Source organism: Nitratidesulfovibrio termitidis HI1 (assembly GCF_000504305.1).
GTDB lineage: Bacteria > Desulfobacterota > Desulfovibrionia > Desulfovibrionales > Desulfovibrionaceae > Cupidesulfovibrio > Cupidesulfovibrio termitidis.
The window spans coordinates 2,750,785-2,768,835 of sequence record NZ_KI632512.1; the positions used below are offsets into that span (position 1 = coordinate 2,750,785).

Annotated in this window: 13 protein-coding genes and 2 tRNA genes; 4 read left to right on the forward strand and 11 right to left on the reverse strand. The window is 66.0% G+C overall.

Annotated elements, in window-relative coordinates:
* The first annotated feature begins 46 nt into the window (after nt 1-46).
* Nucleotides 47-1,126: a nicotinate-nucleotide--dimethylbenzimidazole phosphoribosyltransferase gene (cobT, locus tag DESTE_RS11130; protein ID WP_035067668.1), complete on the forward strand. Its 1,080-nt coding sequence runs from the start codon at nt 47-49 to the stop codon at nt 1,124-1,126.
* Nucleotides 1,127-1,440: 314 nt separating this feature from the next.
* On the opposite strand, the gene DESTE_RS11135 is transcribed toward cobT, so the two are convergent.
* Entirely contained in the window at nt 1,441-2,391 is a 951-nt protein-coding gene (locus DESTE_RS11135; protein WP_035067670.1) for a LysR family transcriptional regulator ArgP, read from the reverse strand.
* 212 nt (nt 2,392-2,603) lie between these two features.
* Here DESTE_RS11135 and DESTE_RS11140 point away from each other — a divergent pair, with 212 nt between their 5' ends.
* A complete protein-coding gene (locus tag DESTE_RS11140; RefSeq protein WP_035067672.1) occupies nt 2,604-3,233 on the forward strand; it encodes a LysE/ArgO family amino acid transporter in 630 nt (209 codons plus the stop codon).
* Nucleotides 3,234-3,442: 209 nt separating this feature from the next.
* Here the strand turns inward: DESTE_RS11140 and DESTE_RS11145 are convergent, their stop codons facing one another.
* The 4 genes from DESTE_RS11145 to DESTE_RS11160 all read right to left on the reverse strand — a co-directional run bounded on the left by DESTE_RS11145 (nt 3,443) and on the right by DESTE_RS11160 (nt 7,225).
* On the reverse strand, nt 3,443-5,038 hold the full coding sequence (locus tag DESTE_RS11145; RefSeq protein WP_035067674.1) for a DEAD/DEAH box helicase: 1,596 nt from the start codon (nt 5,036-5,038) through the stop codon (nt 3,443-3,445).
* Between the two features lie 2 nt (nt 5,039-5,040).
* A complete protein-coding gene (locus tag DESTE_RS11150; protein WP_035067676.1) occupies nt 5,041-5,358 on the reverse strand; it encodes a GIY-YIG nuclease family protein in 318 nt (105 codons plus the stop codon).
* A gap of 284 nt (nt 5,359-5,642) precedes the next feature.
* Nucleotides 5,643-6,371, reverse strand: coding sequence for a metal-dependent hydrolase (locus DESTE_RS11155; protein WP_035067680.1), 729 nt, complete (start codon nt 6,369-6,371; stop codon nt 5,643-5,645).
* 263 nt (nt 6,372-6,634) lie between these two features.
* Nucleotides 6,635-7,225: a UbiX family flavin prenyltransferase gene (locus DESTE_RS11160; protein WP_035067682.1), complete on the reverse strand. Its 591-nt coding sequence runs from the start codon at nt 7,223-7,225 to the stop codon at nt 6,635-6,637.
* A 469-nt stretch (nt 7,226-7,694) separates the two neighbouring features.
* Between DESTE_RS11160 and DESTE_RS11165 the strand changes: the two genes are divergently transcribed.
* Together DESTE_RS11165 and DESTE_RS11170 are read left to right on the forward strand one after the other, a co-directional pair.
* A tRNA-Arg gene (locus tag DESTE_RS11165) sits at nt 7,695-7,771 on the forward strand.
* 888 nt (nt 7,772-8,659) lie between these two features.
* Nucleotides 8,660-10,315 carry an L-lactate permease gene (locus DESTE_RS11170; RefSeq protein ID WP_035067684.1) on the forward strand — a complete coding sequence of 552 codons (1,656 nt, stop codon included), beginning with the start codon at nt 8,660-8,662 and terminating at the stop codon, nt 10,313-10,315.
* 316 nt (nt 10,316-10,631) lie between these two features.
* Here the strand turns inward: DESTE_RS11170 and DESTE_RS11175 are convergent, their stop codons facing one another.
* From DESTE_RS11175 to DESTE_RS11200, 6 genes are all read right to left on the reverse strand, one after another.
* Entirely contained in the window at nt 10,632-12,719 is a 2,088-nt protein-coding gene (locus tag DESTE_RS11175; protein ID WP_035067686.1) for a methyl-accepting chemotaxis protein, read from the reverse strand.
* A gap of 370 nt (nt 12,720-13,089) precedes the next feature.
* Nucleotides 13,090-14,316 carry a glycosyltransferase family 2 protein gene (locus tag DESTE_RS17250; protein WP_051384427.1) on the reverse strand — a complete coding sequence of 409 codons (1,227 nt, stop codon included), beginning with the start codon at nt 14,314-14,316 and terminating at the stop codon, nt 13,090-13,092.
* Between the two features lie 323 nt (nt 14,317-14,639).
* On the reverse strand, nt 14,640-15,935 hold the full coding sequence (locus DESTE_RS11185) for an MFS transporter (RefSeq protein ID WP_051384428.1): 1,296 nt from the start codon (nt 15,933-15,935) through the stop codon (nt 14,640-14,642).
* Between the two features lie 299 nt (nt 15,936-16,234).
* Nucleotides 16,235-16,834: a TetR/AcrR family transcriptional regulator gene (locus DESTE_RS11190; protein ID WP_035067688.1), complete on the reverse strand. Its 600-nt coding sequence runs from the start codon at nt 16,832-16,834 to the stop codon at nt 16,235-16,237.
* A gap of 445 nt (nt 16,835-17,279) precedes the next feature.
* Entirely contained in the window at nt 17,280-17,897 is a 618-nt protein-coding gene (locus tag DESTE_RS11195; RefSeq protein ID WP_035067689.1) for a LysE family translocator, read from the reverse strand.
* 76 nt (nt 17,898-17,973) lie between these two features.
* A tRNA-Ala gene (locus DESTE_RS11200) sits at nt 17,974-18,049 on the reverse strand.
* Nucleotides 18,050-18,051: the final 2 nt, after the last annotated feature.

Here is an 18,051-nt window from a genome sequence, read left to right on the forward strand (position 1 = left end):
TACCGTGCGCCGGTTCCTGTTCCACACCGACACTCCGGGGGTTCCCATGCCGTCTCCGTCTCCGCAGCTTCTCGACCTCATCGCCGCCATCGACCCCGTGGACCACGGCCACGACCCGGCCGGGCAGGCCCATCTGGACAACCTGACCAAGCCGCGCGGCAGCCTGGGCCGTCTGGAAGACCTGGCCCTGCAACTGCACCACATTCAGGGCGGCGCGCGCCCCCTGGCTGCCGATCCTGCGCGCATTTTCACCATTGCGGGCGACCACGGCGTGGCCGCGGAGGGCGTCTCGTTGTTTCCGCAGGAAGTGACCCGCCAGATGGTGCTCAATTTCCTGAACGGCGGCGCGGGCATCAACGTGCTGTGCGCCACGGCGGGCATCGACCTGCGCGTGGTGGACGCCGGGTGCCTGGGCGACGACTTTGACCCGCACCCGCAGCTGATTCGCCGCAAGGTGGCCCCCGGCACCGCCAACATGACCCATGGCCCGGCCATGACCCGCGAACAGTGCGAGGCTGCCCTGCTGCTGGGCGCCGAACTTGCCGCGCAGGCCGCCGCCGACGGCTGCCGCTGCGTGGGCACCGGCGACATGGGCATAGCCAACACCACGCCGTCCACCGCCCTGTACTGCGCGTACCTTGGCCTTGAACCCGAAGCCGTCACCGGCCCCGGCACCGGTCTGGATGCCCACGGCGTGGCGCACAAGGCCCAGGTCATCCGCGCCGCCCTGGCCGCCAACCGCCGCACCGTCGAATCCGGCGACCCCGTGGATATTCTGGCCGCCGTGGGGGGCCTCGAAATCGCCGCGTTGGCCGGACTCATCCTTGGCGCGGCCCGCCACCGCATGGTGGCCGTCATCGACGGGTTCATTTCCACCGCCGCCTACACCGCCGCGTGGAAAATCGCCCCCGCCGTGGCCGGGTACTGCGTGTTCAGCCACGCCTCCGCCGAGCAGGGCCACAAGGCCATCCTGCACAAGCTGGACATCCGCCCCCTGCTCGACCTTGGCCTGCGCCTCGGCGAAGGCACCGGCGGCGCGCTGTCCATCTTCCTGCTGCGCAGCGCCGCCGATATCTTCGAAAAGATGGCCACCTTCGGCGATGCCGGGGTGGATGCCGGGAAGTAGAAGAAGGCTTGATAAAGGCGAACCGGGGGAAGGGAACTTTTGAAAAAGTTCCCTTCCCCCGGACCCCCATCCCTCAAAACTTTCTGTATGGGGTGGCGCGGTGGGCATTTCCGTGGCCCTTTCCCTTTCGCCAAGTGGGCAGGGCCACGCCCAGAGATAAGAATTTTCATACCCCATAGGCATTGCACCTCGGAAGTTGTGCCGCAATCGCTCACCGGACCAATTAAAAAGTTTGGGAGGATGGGGGGCTCGGGGGGAAGGAACCTTTTTTAAAAGGTTCCTTCCCCCCGATTCATTTCATGGATTGTCTTCGCCTATTCCTGCGCCAGCACTTGGTGGGCGTGGCTGACCACATGCTGGGTCAGGGCATCGAGCAGGCGGGTGCGCAGTCCCCAGCAGTGCCAGTAGAGGCGGATGGGCACGGCGTGGCCGGGGGCGAGGTCGACCAGACGACCTTCGGCAAGGTGCTGGCGGGCCTGGGGCAGGGGGATCATGCCGTAGGCAAGGCCCTGGGCCACCACATCCACGAAGCGTTCGGACGAGGGGATGTAGTGCAGGGGCAGGCTGCGGGCGATGCGGTCGAAGGACGCGGTGCTGGGCAGCAGGCCGCGCAGGAACTGGTGGTGTACTTCATCGGCGCGGTTGAAGATCACGGCGGGCGCGCGGCACAGGGCGGCTTCGGTCAGCCCGGCGGGGAACCACTGCGCGGCGAAGTCGGGCGCGGCCAGGCACAGGTAGTCCACCCGGCCCAGCGGAAGGCAGCGGCAACCCTGAACTGCGGCGGCGCGGGTAGACACGGCGGCGGCCACGTGGCCGTCGCGCAGCAGCAGATGGGTGCGCTCCTGATCGTCCACGGAAAGGTCCAGCAGGGCGCGCTCGGCCCGCAGAAACGGGGCCACGGCATCGGGAAACCATGTGGCCAGACTGTCCGCATTCACGGCCACGGGCAGGGTGGTCCATGGAACATGCGGGATGTCGGGGATGTCCGCGTCCGGCGAATCGGAACCGCCCTCGGGCCGCAGCGCGGCGGCAAGGTCGGTTTCCAGCAGCCCCACCTTGTCGCAATGGGCCAGCAGGCGGCGGCCCTCGCCGGTGGCGCGGGCCGGGGTGGCGCGCACCACCAGCACGGTGCCAAGCTGGTCCTCCAGCGCCTTGACCCGCTGCGACACGGCGGACTGCGTCAGGTGCAGCACCCGCGCGGCCCGTTCGAAGCCCCCTTCACGGATGACGGCGGCCACGGCTTCCACAAGTCGATAGTCGAGCATGGCCGATCATTACGTTTGCTTATGTAACAGCACAACAAGTAATTTCACGCATGACGCGGAACGGGGTAGAGCAGGGGCGTCACGGCGGATCGCCGCCCGTACGGTACGAATCCCGGAGATATCCGCTCAGGAGTCTCCCCTTTGGACGACGTGTGCCGACGGACGACGGGCGGCGTCTGCCGGGCATTCATTTCTGCTTCCGGAGTTGTGCCATGCAGCTTGCCCCGTATCTTCAGGGCCTCGGCATCGGGGCCAGCCTGATCATCGCCATTGGCGCGCAGAACGCCTTCGTGCTGACCCAGAGCCTGCGCCGCAACCACCACATGACCGTGGCCGCGCTGTGCGCGCTCATCGACGTGGTATTGATCACCGCCGGGGTGGCCGGGGTGGGCACGGCGGTTGCTGCAAGCCCGCTGCTGCGGCAGGGCGCCGCCGTGGGCGGGGCGGTGTTTCTGGCGTGGTTCGGGTTCGGGGCGCTGCGCGCGGCCCTGCGGCCCGGCATTCTGGAAGCCGACCGGGCGGTGGGGGACGGCGGGCGTACCAGCCTGCGCCGGGTGCTGGGGGCCACGCTGGCCGTGTCCCTGCTGAACCCGCACGTGTACCTCGATACCGTGGTCATGCTGGGCGGCATCAGCGGGCACTACCCGGCCCCGGAGCGCCTTTCGTTCGGCGCGGGCGCGGCCACGGCCTCGTGCCTGTGGTTTTTTGCCCTTGGCGGCTGCGGCAGGGTGCTGGCCCCGCTGTTCCGCAAGCCCGTGGCCTGGCGCGTGCTGGATGGCAGCGTGTGCCTGGTGGTGTGGGGCGTGGCCGTGTCGCTGGCCCGGCAGGCCTGGGCGGGGTAGGGAAACATTTGAGAACAGACTGCTGCCCCCCCAAAGGGATCCAAGGGGCGGCAGTCGCTCTGCAATCGCCATCCGTAAGGCTCGCAACCTCGCCTAACGGCTGCCGTCCTTGGCCGCCGGAGGCGTACAAAAACAGACGCTGCCAACAAAACAGAAGGGAGGACACGTTACCGTGCCCTCCCTTTTCATTGTCCTTGCGGCTGCGCCACCTATTCCCGGTCGCGCGGGGTCGCGGGCTCCACCCCAAGGCGGAAGCCCCGGATCTGGTTGCCGTTCATCACAGAGATGACTTCCTGCGCGTACTCGGCGGGCACTTCCACGAACGACACGCGGTCGCGGATGTCGATGGCCCCGATCATGCGACCGGGAATGCCCGTCTCGCCCGCGATGGCCCCCACGATGTCACGCGCGGTGACGCGCATCTTGCGGCCCACGTTCAGGAACAGGCGCACCATGCCGGGTTCTGCGCCGGTGCCTGCCGGGGTCTTTTCACCACCGGGCACGGCGTCGCCCAGTTCGCGGCGCATCAGCAGCTTGAGCAGCGCGGCGGCCATGTCCACGGTGGTCACGTCCTCGTCAAGGAACGATTCGATGATGTCGGTGAACTTTTCCAGTTCACCCGCCTCGATGTGGCGGCGCACTTCGGCCAGCAACTGGTTGGTCTTCACCGTGGCCACGTCGCTGGACGTGGGCACCTGGTGCTGCACGATGTGCGCCTTGGTGAACTTCTTGATGTCGCGCAGCTTGTAGAAGTCGCGCCCGGAAACAAAGGTGAACGCGCGGCCCGAACGCCCGGCGCGGCCCGTGCGGCCGATGCGGTGCACGTAGTGTTCGACGGCGTTGGGGATGTCGTAGTTGACCACGGCTTCCACGTCGTCCACGTCGATGCCGCGCGCGGCCACGTCGGTGGCGACCAGGATTTCGATGCCGTTGCTGCGGAAGCGCGCCATCACCCGGTCGCGCTGCGACTGGTTGAGGTTGCCGTGCAGGCCGTCGGCCTGGTAGCCGCGCCCCTGCAGGTGCTGGGTCAGTTCATCCACGCCGCGCTTGGTCGAGCAGAACACGATGGCGCGCTTGGGGTTGTACAGGTCCAGCACCCGGCACAGCGCCTCCAGCTTCTGGAAGGGACGCACCTCGTAGTAGATCTGTTCGATGCTGGGCACGGTGACCTGCTTCTGGGTCACCTTGAGGAATTCGGGCGTCTTCAGGAAGCGCTGGGCCATTTCGAGAATGGCCGGGGGCATGGTGGCGGAGAAGAAGACGGTCTGCGCTTCCTTGGGCACCTGGCCCAGGATGTGTTCGATGTCGTCGCGAAAGCCCATGTCGAGCATTTCGTCCGCTTCATCCAGCACGGCCATGCGCACCGTGGAAAGGTTGATGGTGCCGCGTTCCATGTGATCCATGACGCGGCCCGGGGTGCCCACCACCACCTGCGCGCCGCGGCGCAGGGCCTTGAACTGGCGGTCGATGGGCTGCCCGCCGTACACGGGCAGCACGTACAGCCCGCGCTTGCGCGAGGCAAGCTGGGTAAGTTCTTCCGCCACCTGGATGGCCAGTTCGCGCGTGGGGCACAGGATGATGCCCTGGATGTCCTTTTCGCGCGGGTCGATGCGTTCCAGCAGGGGGATGCCGAAGGCGGCCGTCTTGCCGGTGCCGGTCTGGGCCTGGCCGATGACGTCGCGGCCTTCGAGGATGTGCGGGATGGCCAGCGCCTGGATGGGCGAGGCTTCTTCGAAGCCCATCTCTTCGATGGCCTTCAGGATTTCCTTTGAAAGGGTCAGTTCTTCAAAGCGTAAGGTTTCCATTCTCATTCCTTCGTGCGCGGGGCGCTCGGCGGCGCCGCGACGGGAAGTGCGTTGGCGTAACGTGCCAGTGCTTCCTGCTTCCTGTCGGGGGGCAGCCGTTTGACGTGATGCTCGGCCTTCTGTGCGGTGCTGCGGTCAGGGAACGGGGCGGTGGCGACCAGCGTGACCGGGCGGCGCGAACGCGTGTAGCGTGCGCCCCTGCCCCGGTTGTGCTCGCCAAGGCGCCGTTCCATGTCCGTTGTGACGCCGCAGTACAGCGTCCCGTCGGCACAGCGCACCAGATAGACAACCCATTTGTATGTTACCGCCGCGTGTTCCATGGAGGTACCGAACCGAGGCACACACCCCGTTCGCTCCGGACCTCCCGCGCACGATGCCAGCCGCACGCGAAACCGGAGGCGATGCCTTGCGTCCGTGGGCCGGAATCCGCATTCCGGCGCGTTGCGCGCAAGGCGTGTTGCAGTGTTGATGATGCGGGTCCGTTGCCGCGAGCGCGCGGCTGGTGCCCGGTTCTTTCCAAAATACCCGTAGTGAGCGTTGGCGCGCGAGTATTACTTGCGCACTGGCGGGGCAGCCCGCCAGCGGCAAAAAAGACCGCGTGCGATCAACAGTACGCGCAGCCCCGGCCGTCCTCGCCCATGTCCAGGGTGATGGCGTCGCCGGGCTTCATGTCGAACAGCCGACAGTCCGGGGCATGGTTGCGCAACTGCTCGCGAAAGCGCTCGGTGTTCTGTTCCAGCACCGGAAAGGTGCCCCAGTGCATGGGCACCACCGAGCGGGTGCGCAGCATGGCGCTGGCCATGGCCGCCTGCCGCGCGTCCATGGTGAAGGTGCCGCCGATGGGCAGCATGGCCAGGTCGATGGAATGCAGCCGTCCCCACAGTTCCATCGACGAGAAGATGCCCGTGTCACCGGCATGGTAGAAGGTGAATCCGCCCGGCATGGTCACGATGTACCCCACGGGCGCGCCCGATTCGGACGAGTGAAAGGCCTGGGTCATGGTGACGCTGATGTCCTTGTGGGTCACCGTGCCGCCGATGTTGAAGCCGATGGAATTCAGCAGCAGGCCGGGGCGCAGCCCCTCTTCCAGCAGGCGCTGGGCCGTGCCCACGATGCAGCCCAGCAGGGCGCCGGTGGTGTTGCAGATCTGCACTGCCTGGCCCACGTGGTCTCCGTGGTCGTGGGTGACCAGCACGAGGTCCGGCGGGGCGATGTCGCTCCACGGGGTGGACGCCGAGGGGTTGCCCTCGAAAAACGGGTCCACGAGCACGTTGGCCCCGTCGCAGGAAATCTGGAAATTGGCGTGGCCGTGCCATGTGAGGCTGTACTGCATGGTCTGATCCTGCCTTTCCGCAAAAAAGGTTTCCGCTTCGCCGTGGCCTGTCCCCGTGCAATCCGCGCACGGGGGGACCGGTTGGCGATGCGGCGGGGGGAGCGTTGTTCCGGCTTCTTCCGGTATCGACGCAATACCGGGGGAACCGGCGTTCCCGTTCTGTGCCGCGCGGCGGCCGCATGCCGCGGATGTCCGGTGTGCAATCCGGGCGCGACCCTGCGCCCGACCCTGGCCGGTCATCCATCGCAAGCGCCGTGGCGCGGCTATTCCGTGTCGGCGGCCTCGCCCCAGCGGGCGGCAAGGGCGTTGGGCACGCCGATCTGGTCCAGAATGCGCCCGGCAAGGTGGTCCAGGATGTCCTGTACACTGGCAGGCCGGGTGTAGAAGCCGGGGCAGGGCGGCATGATCACCGCGCCCGCCTCTGCGGCGGCCAGCATGTTGCGCAGGTGCACCCGGCTTACGGGCGTTTCGCGTACCACCAGCACTAGCGGGCGGCGTTCCTTCAGGGTGACGTCGGCGGCGCGGTGCAGCAGGTTGCTGCCGGTGCCGTGGGCGATGGCGGCCAGCGTGCTCATGGAGCAGGGGCAGACCACCATGCCGTCGTGCTGCCACGACCCGCTGGACGGCGGCGCGCCAAAGTCGCGCGCATCGTGGACCACGTCGGCCAGGGCCAGCAGGTCTTCCGCGCGCAGGTCCGATTCCAGCGCCAGCACCTGCCGGGCCGCCTCGGACACCACAAGGTGCACCTGGATACCACCGGGCAGGGCGCGTGCGGCATCGCGCAGCCCGCGCAGCAGGGTGACGGCCAGGGGCATGCCGCTGGCGCCGGATATGCCGACCACGAAGCGTTTCATGAAATCTCCGGATTCATGCCCGTTTCCATGGCGCTGCGCGGCGCTGCCGCGTTGTGCGCAGGCAACCTGCGCACAATCTGCGCGAAGCCGGTGCGCGCCTGTGTCCGCGGGTCGTGGGCATCCTGCGGTGCGGACCGGGCCGATGCCGTGTCAGCCGGAGTGGAAAAACGGACGGACAGCGGTCGGGCGGGAGGGGCGACGCAATGGAGGTGGGGTGGGGATGTTTTTATCGAAAATGTGCACGACGCGCCATGCCTGCAAGGCCGTCCGACACGATTTTTTTCAAGACCGTCACACATTGGCGGCCATTTGCGCGTGCACGGAGCGCGTGGCGGCGAAAATCCGGAGCCAGAAAGTCATGTTTGCGTCTGGCAGTGGGGCGCGCCCTGGGCGGTTGGCGTCTGGTGCGCGCCGGAATCACATATGTCTTGACAGTGCCGGTGGGCAAGCGATAGTTGTCCCGTTTCGCGGGCAATTAGCTCAGATGGATAGAGCGTTGGCCTCCGGAGCCAAAGGCCACAGGTTCGAATCCTGTATTGCCCACCACGCGACCCTTGGGGGCGTCTTCGCACACGGCGAAGACGCCCCTTTTGCGTGCCCCCCGTTCTTGACGGCACTCGCCGTCGTCGTCCCGCCGCGTAATTTTGCGCCGCCACTCCCTTTGCGGCCCGGTTTTGCAAAAAAATAATGCCTCGTGCCAAAAAAATTTATCCGATTTTTCGGACGCCAATGACTTGGCACGTCTCTGTCCGGGGGTGACGCATCGTTATGAAATAGCGAGCAGGCACGTCATGTATTGCCGTGTGGGGTGTGCCCGGGCGCGGCATCATGTCCGCAAGTCGCCACGGCGCAAGGCAAACGGAGGGAGGGGGTTTTGCCGCACGGCGCAGCCGCGTCGTTCGCTCGTTCGCTGTGAGCGCCGACATGTTCGGAGCACGCAGCACGCCCGTTTTTGCAGTCTGGAAAAGGTGTGCTGGGGGTGGGTATGGATGCGGACAACGTCATGCCAATAAGAAATTACGTCTTGAAAAGCATATCATGGCAGGTATTATGCATTAGTACGGCATGCAAGATATTGCCAAGAGTTTAATAATCAATTTAGATATGGTTGTATGAAAACATATCAATTGTCATGAGTGTGCATAGCATCATTGTGTTATGATATTGTCTGCACTGAATGAGTTTGTTTTTGATGATATTTAGTGTCTATGAAAACTAATAAAGATATTGTTTGTATGAACAATTTGGATTTTTGTGTGTACTGAAAAAGATTGAGCATGATTTTTTACCTAAATCATACGTCAAGTCTGAAAAAAAAGATTCTTCTCCCTTCTTGAAGTCGTGTTTTCCATGCGCTAATGCGACCATCAAGAGCAAGCCCATGGGCTGGGGCCGGTGCAGGCCCTCATCATAAATCCGTAAGGGAGGAGTTTCATGAACTGGGTGCAGAACTACGATCCGCTCTCGAACATCCTTTTGTCGGCACTGGTCGCAGCCGTGCCGTTGTACGTTCTTTTCTACATGCTGGCCGTGCGCCGCGCGAAGGGGCACTTCGCCGCCGCCCTCGGCACCACTGCGGCCGTGCTGCTCGCCATCCTGGTGTGGGGCATGCCCGTCGGCCTGGCCGTCAATGCAACCCTGTACGGTGCAGCGTACGGGTTGTTCCCCATCGTCTGGATCGTCATCACGGCGGTGTGGATCTACAACATGACCGTTGAGTCCGGCGAATTCGAAATCATCAAGGATTCGCTGGCACGCCTTACCGACGACCGCCGCTTGCAGGCCATCTTCATCGCCTTCGCGTTCGGTTCGTTCATCGAAGGCACCGCCGGTTTCGGCACGCCCGTGGCCATCACCGCCGCCATGCTGGTGGGCCTGGGCTTCAACCCGCTGTATGCCGCGGGTATCTGCCTTATCGCCAACACCGCCCCGGTGGCCTTCGGCGCCATCGGCATTCCGGTCATCGTCGCCGGTCAGGTGTCCGGCCTCGATACCATGCACATCAGCCAGATCGTGGGCCGTCAGCTGCCCTTCCTGTCGATCCTGGTGCCCCTGTGGCTGTGCGTGACCATGTGCGGCTTCAAGCGTTCGCTCGAAGTGCTGCCCGCCGTTCTCGTGGCCGGTGTGTGCTTCGCCGGTTCGCAGTACGCCTTCTCGAACTTCCACGGCCCGACCCTGCCCGACATCATGTCGGCCATCATCACCATCATCGGCCTCGTGCTGCTGCTGCGCGTGTGGAAGCCCGCCACCACCTGGCACTTCCCCGACGAAACCCCCTCGACCGTCACCGGACCCTCGCCCTACTCCTTCGGCGAAATCATTCGCGCCTGGATGCCCTACATCATCCTGGCCGTCATGGTGTTCTTCTGGGGCCTGCCGGAAATCAAGCCCTTCCTCGACGGCGCCCTGGGCGCTGGCTACACCCCGCTGGCCGCCAAGGGCTTTGCCTGGCCGGGCCTGCACAACGCCATCGAAAAGACCACGCCCATCGTGGCCGCCAACGCTCCGTACGGCGCCATGTTCAAGCTGAACATCATCTCCGCCGCCGGTACCGCCATCCTGTTCACCGGCCTTGCCGCGGTGCCCATGATGCCCAAGTACGGCTACGGCCAGGCCATTCCCTGCCTGTTCCGCACCATGCATCAGCTGCGCTTCCCCATCGTGACCATCGCCATGATCCTCGGCCTTGCCCAGATCATGAACTACTCCGGCATGAGCTCGACCATGGGCCTCGCCTTCACCAAGACCGGCTGGCTGTTCCCGTTCTTCTCGCCGCTGCTGGGCTGGCTGGGCGTGTTCCTGACCGGTTCGGACACCTCGTCCAACGCGCTGTTCAGCGGCCTGCAGCGCACCACCGCCACCAGCGTGGGCATGGACCCGCACCTGGCCGTTGCCGCCAACTCTTCGGGCGGCGTCACCGGCAAGATGATCTCGCCCCAGTCCATCTCGGTCGCCACCGCGGCCACCAAGATGGTCGGCCAGGAAGGCCAGCTGTTCCGCTTCACCCTGTGGCACTCCTTGGCCATGACCGGGTTCATCTGCCTGCTCACCATGCTGCAGGCCTACCCGCTGAAGTGGATGCTGCCTTAGCGTGACAGGACTTTCGTCCGAAAGCGCGGGGCGGGCATGCATGCTCCCGCCCGCCCCGCGCCCCGCGTGCACCCGCCGGGCGAAAACAAGCACCCCCTGGACCTGGTCCGGGGGGTGTCCCTTTTTTTGGGGGGCGGGCACAGCAAGGGCCCCCTGCGAAAGCATGCCGCCGTCACCAGCGGCACGGCGGGACCAACGCGGAACAGAACAGCCCGGCAGTGGTGCCCGCAGCCGTCGACGATACAGAGCAGAACGCAAACGGGCCGGTCCATGTGGACCGGCCCGCCGTCGCAGTTTCGGGTCTTGCCGGGGCGGGTTACTTGCCGCCCTTGAGCTCACGGATGATGCCCCCGATCAGGGCCATCTGTTCCGACAGCTCGCGCACCGCATCGGAGGTGCGGGCCACGCCGTGGGCGGTGTCTGCCGTGATGCGGTTGATTTCGTCGATGGACCGGTTGATCTCGTCGCTGGTGGCCGACTGCTGTTCGGCGGCGGTGGCGATGCCCCGGATCTGGTCGGCGGATGTTTCCACCTCGCGCACGATCTCGTCCAGCACCTGGCCGGAGGTGCCTGTCAGTTCCACCACCTGCGCCATGTCCTGCACCGCGCCTTCCACGGCCTGCATGTTCTGGCGCGCCTCGGCCTGGATGGCCCGGATGGAATCGCCCACCTGCTTGGTGGCCCCCATGGTCTTTTCGGCCAGCTTGCGTACCTCGTCGGCCACCACGGCAAAGCCGCGCCCGGCGTCGCCTGCGCGCGCCGCCTCGATGGCGGCGTTCAGCGCCAGCAGGTTGGTCTGGTCCGCGATGTCCTCGATGACGGTCATGATGGTGCCGATGGACTCTGCCTGGCGGCCCAGGTTGTCCATGTTGGCCTTCAGCCCCATGGTACGGTCGCGGGTGCCCCGCATGGCTTCGATGGAGCGCTGCACGGTGCGTTCACCGTCCACGGCCTTGTCCCTGGCGGCGGAACTTTCCGTGGCGGCCTTGCCCGCGTTGCGGGCCACTTCCAGCACGGTGGCGTTCATTTCTTCCATGGCGGTGGCCGTTTCGGCAATGCGCTGGCCCTGCACCACGGCACCATGGCGGATTTCCTCGGTCTGACGGGCGATTTCTGCAGAAGCGGCGGTAACGTGGGCCACCACGTCCTCCAGCCGCAGCGCGGCGGCCTGCATGCCCTCGCGCTGAGCCACCTCGGCCATGGCGCAGGCGGCCTCTGCCCGGCCAGACGCCTCCTGGGCGTCTCGGGCCCGGAGTTCGGCCTCTTTGGTCTTACGGGTGATTTCGGCGATGTTGCCTTCCAGCGTGGCGGCCATGTCGTCCAACGCGGTGTAGATCTGGCCGATCTCGTCGCGCCGGGCAAGGCCGATGCGCGCCGCGTAGTTGCCCTGCGAGATGCCCCGCAGGAACGCGGTGACCCGCAGCAGCCCGCGCACCACCAGGCGGTCCATGAACAGCCCCAGCGCCGCCAGGATCACCGCCACGGACACGGCCATGATCACGCCGATCTGCAGCAGCAGGTCGTTGGCCCCCGCCAGCACCTCGGCCCTGTCGATGATGCCGATGAACCTCCAGCCCAGTTTGGGCGAGGTGAACACCTCGGCCAGGCACGGGGTGCCGCCGATGGTCACCTGCGTCGAGCCGGAGCCGTGATCGAACAGGGTCTTGAAGGCCGGGTCGCCCGCGTCGGCGATGTTCTTGAAATTCATGGTCTTGTCGCGCGGGTTGGCGATGACGGTGCCGTCGCCCTGCACCAGCATCACGTAGCCGCTCTTGCCCAGACGGATGGTGGCCATGGCGTCGGAAAGCTCGTTCAGGGTCAGGTCGATGGCGGCCACGGCCACGGCCTCGCCGCTGCGCACGTAGGCCTTGGCCACGCTGATCATGGCATCACCGGTGGTGCCCTTGTAGGCGGCGGTGACCTGCGGCTGCGAGGTGTCCTTCAGCGCCACCTGCCACCACACCCGGGAGCGTGGGTCGTAGCTCTTGCGGGTGCCCTGCACGTTGCTGAGCACGTTGCCGCCCCAGCGGGTGCCTATGTACACGCTGTCGTAGCTGGGGTGGGTGGTCTTGATCCACTGCAACAGCGGGCTCATCTGCTGGCCGTAGGCATCGTCGTCGGCGGGGGTGCGGGGCTTTTCCTCGGGGCCGAGGTAGCTGGTCACCCGTTCGTCGATCAGTCCGTTCAGGGGGCTGGCGGCGATCATGGCCGCGTTGCGCCGGGCGTCGTCCAGCAGAAAGCCCATGGCCCGGTCCACCTGGGTGATCTCGTTGCGGGTGGCCGTGGAGAAGGCCGCCACGGCCTGGTCGCTGACCCGCGAATGGATGATGGAATAGATGGCTACGAAGGGCACGATGACGGCAAGGCAAAGGCCCACGAGCAGGGTGAGCTTGATGGAGCGCATGGGGGTCTCCTGTGTGCGGGGCAACGGTATGCCCGAACGGGTGCGCGGGGCGACACTGCCGCCCGGGACGCGGACGGCAATCAGTGCGGGCAGTGTATGGGGACGCCGGGTGTGCGGAAAGTATACCCCGCGACAACCCGGAGATGCGTGACGGATTTCCGACCGCCGACAGACGGTCGGGTGAATGCGCCTGGAGTTGGTGGCAAGGGGAGGGCTGCCGGGAGCGGGAGCGTGAGGACAACGGTGCGCGAAGCGCCCCATTCCACGAACTGGGCGCACAGTCAAGTGGAGAGGAGGGGGGTGGAAGCGCCGTGGCTGACGGGGTGTCTGGCTGGGAGAAGCGCGGCGAAAGGCGGGCGCCCGTACTGCCCTACCAGATGCCCAGGCCGCGCCTGGTGTCGATCCTGCGCAGTTCGGCGTATTCCGGGCTGGCGGTCTGCTTCAGGATTTCGCAGGCAAAGCGGATGTAGCGCCCCGCGTGCAGGGCCTTTTCGCGCTCGCCCAGTTTGTCCAGCACGTAGAAGCGCTGGTAGTGCGAACGCACGGAGGGCTCATGGCGCAGCAGGTTGTCGGCCTCGGCCAGGGCCATGTCCTTGCGGCGCAAGGACAGCCAGGCCAGCATGGTCAGCCAGCCCGCGCTCCAGCAGTAGCCGTGGGTGTTGCGGTACAGTACGGCGTGCAGCAGGGCCGCGCGGGGCCGCCCGCGGGCCAGGTGGTCCTGCACCGTGGCATACAACTGGGCCTCGTCGGCGCAGGCGGCGTTTACGTCCAGATGCGCATCGTCACGGTAGGGCTGACCGGTATCCACGGCCTGGCGCAATCGCAGCGAACGCTGGTGCGACAGGGGCCGCCACGCCGCCGTGGGGCGGGTGGCCTGGCGCCAGAACCCCTCCAGCTTGCGCAGGTCGCCGAGTTCGTGGTTGTCGGCCCGGCCCCGGCGCATCTTGGCCTCGTAATCCTGCTGCGATTTGAACAGGTAGTGGTTCAGCTGCACGATGTCCGCCGTGAAGGGGGCAAAGGCGCTGGTCACCGGGCTGCCGTGCTCGTCCACGCAACCGTGGCCGGGAGTGAAGAGGAACTGGTGCGGGTCGCGCGCTCTCTCGGTACGGGCGGGCTGCACGATGCTCTTCACGTGCAGGTTGTCGGGCAGATTGTCGGTGAAGAATTCCGTGTAATTGTCCAGCACGAGTCCGCCAGGCCTGCCCAGATGCCCGGCAGAACCGTGGGTGACCCAGTGCACGGCCAGACCCGCGTGGGCCTCATACTCGAACAGCAGCAGGCGCACGTCGGCATGGCGCTTGAGGATCAGGAATTCGTCCGCGTCGATGAAGGCGATCCAGCGCGCCTTGTGGCGGTAATCCTGGATGCACTGGGTGTAGCAGGGCATCTGCATGCTTTTGCCCACCACCCGGTACACATCGGCAATGCCGCGCGCCACGTATTCCTTCAGGGTTTCGCGCACGGGGATGGCGCTTTCGTTGTCGTAGAAGATGAACTTCTCGAAGCCGATGGCGTGGTGGTAGGCAACGAACTCCGGCAGGGCGAGGTGTTCGTCCTTCACGATGGCGCAGAGGGCGGCGTAGTACGGGCATCCCATGCTGTCGACTCCGATGGCAGGGGGTGGGGCACCGGCGCGATATCCGGGGGTGTGCTTCCGATGTGCAGGATGCGGGCGCGGGGCGTCAAGCGGTGGGGGCAAAATAGCTCAACTTCACCTGCTGCATTCCGGTGCTGCACCCCGTTTGTCCTGTCTGGCCCTCGTTTCACCCTGTCACGGCCGAAATCGCTCCGGTTCGATGCGTCCCGATGTCGCCTGATGTGTTCTGGTGCGCGACAGCTCAGATGTTCCCTGCCATGCCGGTGTGCAACGGTGCGTCACGATTGCCATCCTCGCTCCTCTTATCCCGGCATCAGGTGCGTCTACGCCCTGCCGCCCAGATATTCGCAGGCAAACCCCACCATTGAACTGGCCGCGCCAAAGCCGCATACCCCGGCCCAGCCGAAGTGCGCGTATGCCTGTGCGCCAATGGCGGTGCCCAGTGCGCCGCCGATGAACATCATGGTCATGTACACGGTGTTCAGGCGGCTGCGCGCCCCGGCGTCCAGCGCATAGACCCGCGCCTGATTGGCGACCATGGACGCCTGCAACCCCGCGTCCATCAGGATGATGCCCGCCACCAGCGCGGCCATGGACGCACGCCCCGCCCAGAACAGCGCGAACGAGGCGGCCACGGCGGCAGCCCCCAGCACGATGATGCGCCGGTTGCCGTCCTGCCCGCGCCACTTGTCGGCCAGCCGTCCTGCCAGCGGCGCGATCATGACCCCGACGATGCCGATGACACCCAGCGCCCCGGCCACGGCGCTGCCCATGCGGAACGGGGGCTGCTCCAGAAAGAAGGCCAGGCTGGCCCAGAACGACACGAAGCCCGCGAACAGCAGCCCCTGCACCAGGCCGGAACGGCGCAGCAGGCCGTGCGTGCGAAACAGTTGCAGCAGCGAGAGCAGCAGCCGGGGGTAGCTGATGGTGGTGGCGGGCCGGACAATGGGCAGGCGTGCGGCCAGTACCGCCGCCAGCACCGCGCATACCCCACCCGCCGCCCAGAAGAGCAGACGCCAGCTGGCGTATTCCGAAACCAGCCCGCTGACCGTACGCGACAGCAGGATGCCGGACAGCAGCCCCGCCATGACCAGACCCACCACGCGGCCCTTCTGGTTGTCCGGGGCCAGTTGCGCGGCCATGGGGATGATCTGCTGGGCCACGGTGGCCAGTGCGCCCACGGCCAGGCTGGCGGCGGCCAGCGTCCACAACCCCTGCGTGAAGCCGGACAGCACCAGCGCCGCGGCCAGGGCGGACACGCTCCAGACGATGAGCCCGCGCCGTTCCAGCCGGTCGCCCAGGGGCGTGAGCAGCAGCAGCCCGGCGGCATAGCCCGCCTGCGTCAGGATGGGGACGAGCGAGATTTCGTCCTGCCCGGCATGAAAGGCGCGGGCCAGAATGCCCAGCATGGGCTGGTTGTAGTAGATGCTTGCTACGCACAGGCCCGCGGCGGCGGCCATGAGCAGCACCAGCGCGCCGCTCAGCTCGCGGCCTTGTCCGTGCCCGGACATCCTGTCCGGTTGGGCATCCGGTTCGGTGGTGGCGGCGCGGGGTGCAGTGGCGGCCTGGGAATAATCCGGCGAGGCAGGGGAAGGCATGGAGGAAACGATGGGGGACATGCTGCGGGCTCCTTTTAATAGAAACGATACGGACCGTATTTAAAATTAGAATGAGGCGGCGTCAAGTGGCGAAGTGTGAGGAACGCAAAAAAACTCCGGCGCGGCATGCGGCGGAGGTTCTGGCATGGAAACGAGGGGGCAGGGGGGGCAGGCATGGCCGTGGGGCCAAGCCGAATCAGTCGGGGCCAGTCAGGACCAGTCGGGGGGCAGTCAGGACCAGCCATGATCGGGTCAGGATCGGGCCATGATCGGCCATGATCGGGTCAGGATCGGCCATGATCGGTCGGAGGCTGAGGGGCTTACCGGGGCAGCACCACGGAGGCGAACGCCGTGGCGGCGACGGCGCGGATGAACGCATCGTCCAGCGGCCCGTGCTGCAACAGCAGGCGGTGGAAAATGGGCGCGTACAGCGCGTCCACCAGCAGATCGAGATCGATGTCCGGGCGCAGTTCGCCCTGGGCGATGCCGCGCCGCAACGTGTCCTTGGCCGCCGCGCGGCGCGGCAGCAGGTAGCTTTCCACGAAGGCGGCCAGGGTTTGCGGATCGCCCTGGCCAAGTCCGATGAGTTCGCGCACCAGCCGTCCGGTAACGCCGCGATAGGCGGCGGCCAGCAGATGCATCTGGGCGGTCACGTCGGCCACGGCGGAGTCGGTGTGGGGAAAGTCGATGCGCGGGTTGGTGGCGTCCATGAACGCCTCCATGGCCACGGCCCCCTTGCCCGGCCACCAACGGTACAGGGTGGCCTTGCTGACCCCGGCGCGCGCGGCAATGCCCTCCATGGTCAGGCGGGCGTAGCCGACTTCCTCGAGCAGGGCGTTGGTGGCCTCCAGGATCTGCGTGCGCGAGGCGTCGCAGCGGGGGCGGCCACGGGGGCGTTTCTTGGGGGCGGGTGTGTCCATGGTGCTCGGGAATGCCGTGCGGGTGGCGTTGCGTGTTGACTCGGAATCGTCAGAACCCGGTATGCCGGGTGTGCAGGATGCGCCGCCCCGCGTCAAGTTGGGCACTGCGGGGGATACGCAGCGCTGTCCTAGGAGTTGTTTCTGATTGAGGAGTTTCGTTCGTTGGCAAGGAAAACGAGTTTGCCATGAGGGAGTGCCCTAGCCGTTAGGTGAGCGAAGCGAACCTTACGGATAGGGACCGCAACGCGCGGCAGCCGTTATGCGAGTCTTCGAGCGTTACGGATGGCGACCGCAACGCGCGGATAAGGACAGCAAAGCCATGGCGGACGAGGTTTGACCTCTCTGCGCTCGATGCCCGTAAAGCTCGCAAGCTCGCTTAACGGACACACTCCGTGCCCTTCGGGTCGATCAGCCAACGGACGAAAGGACCATTTAGAAGCAACTCCTACCGTCTGCTGACCGCCAGCATCCCCGCCGCGCCGAACAGGATGGCCGCCGTGGTCTTGTGCTGGAGGTGCTCCAGCGACCGGCGCCGCAGCCAGCGGAACACCCGCGCCCCGAACAGGGCGTACGACACCGCGCTGCTGCCCTGAATGACAAAGAAGCTGCCCGCAAGAATGCAGAAGTGCGCGGTGTAGTGGGCGGGCTCGATGAACTGCGGAAACAGCACGGTGAACACCAGAATGGACTTGGGGTTGGACATGCCTGTGGCAAAGCCCAGGCAGAACTGCCTGCGCGGGGCCGGAGCGGGCCGGGCGTCCTCTTCGTCACTGGCCATGGGCACGGCGCGCCAGTTCTTCACGGCCAGCGCCACCAGGTAGGCCACGCCCACCCACTTGATGCAGTTGAACACCACCACCGAGCCCTGCACGATGGCCCCCAGGCCGAAATACACCACCACCATCTGCACGCAGTAGGCGCACGAGCCGCCCAGAATGGCGGGCACGGTGCGCGCGAAGCCGTTGCGCACGCTGGTGGACATGGAGAACATGGTCATGGGCCCCGGCGTGTACGCAATGGCCGTCATGAGCAGAAAATAGGTGAACCATGTGCCGAATGCCATGCTGCCCTCCCCGGTGTGGCGTGTGGGACGCAAAAAGGCGCAGGGGTTACCCTTTCGGATAACCCCTGCGAAATTCTGGTGGAGCTGAGGAGAATTGAACTCCTGACCTCTTGAATGCCATTCAAGCGCTCTCCCAACTGAGCTACAGCCCCAA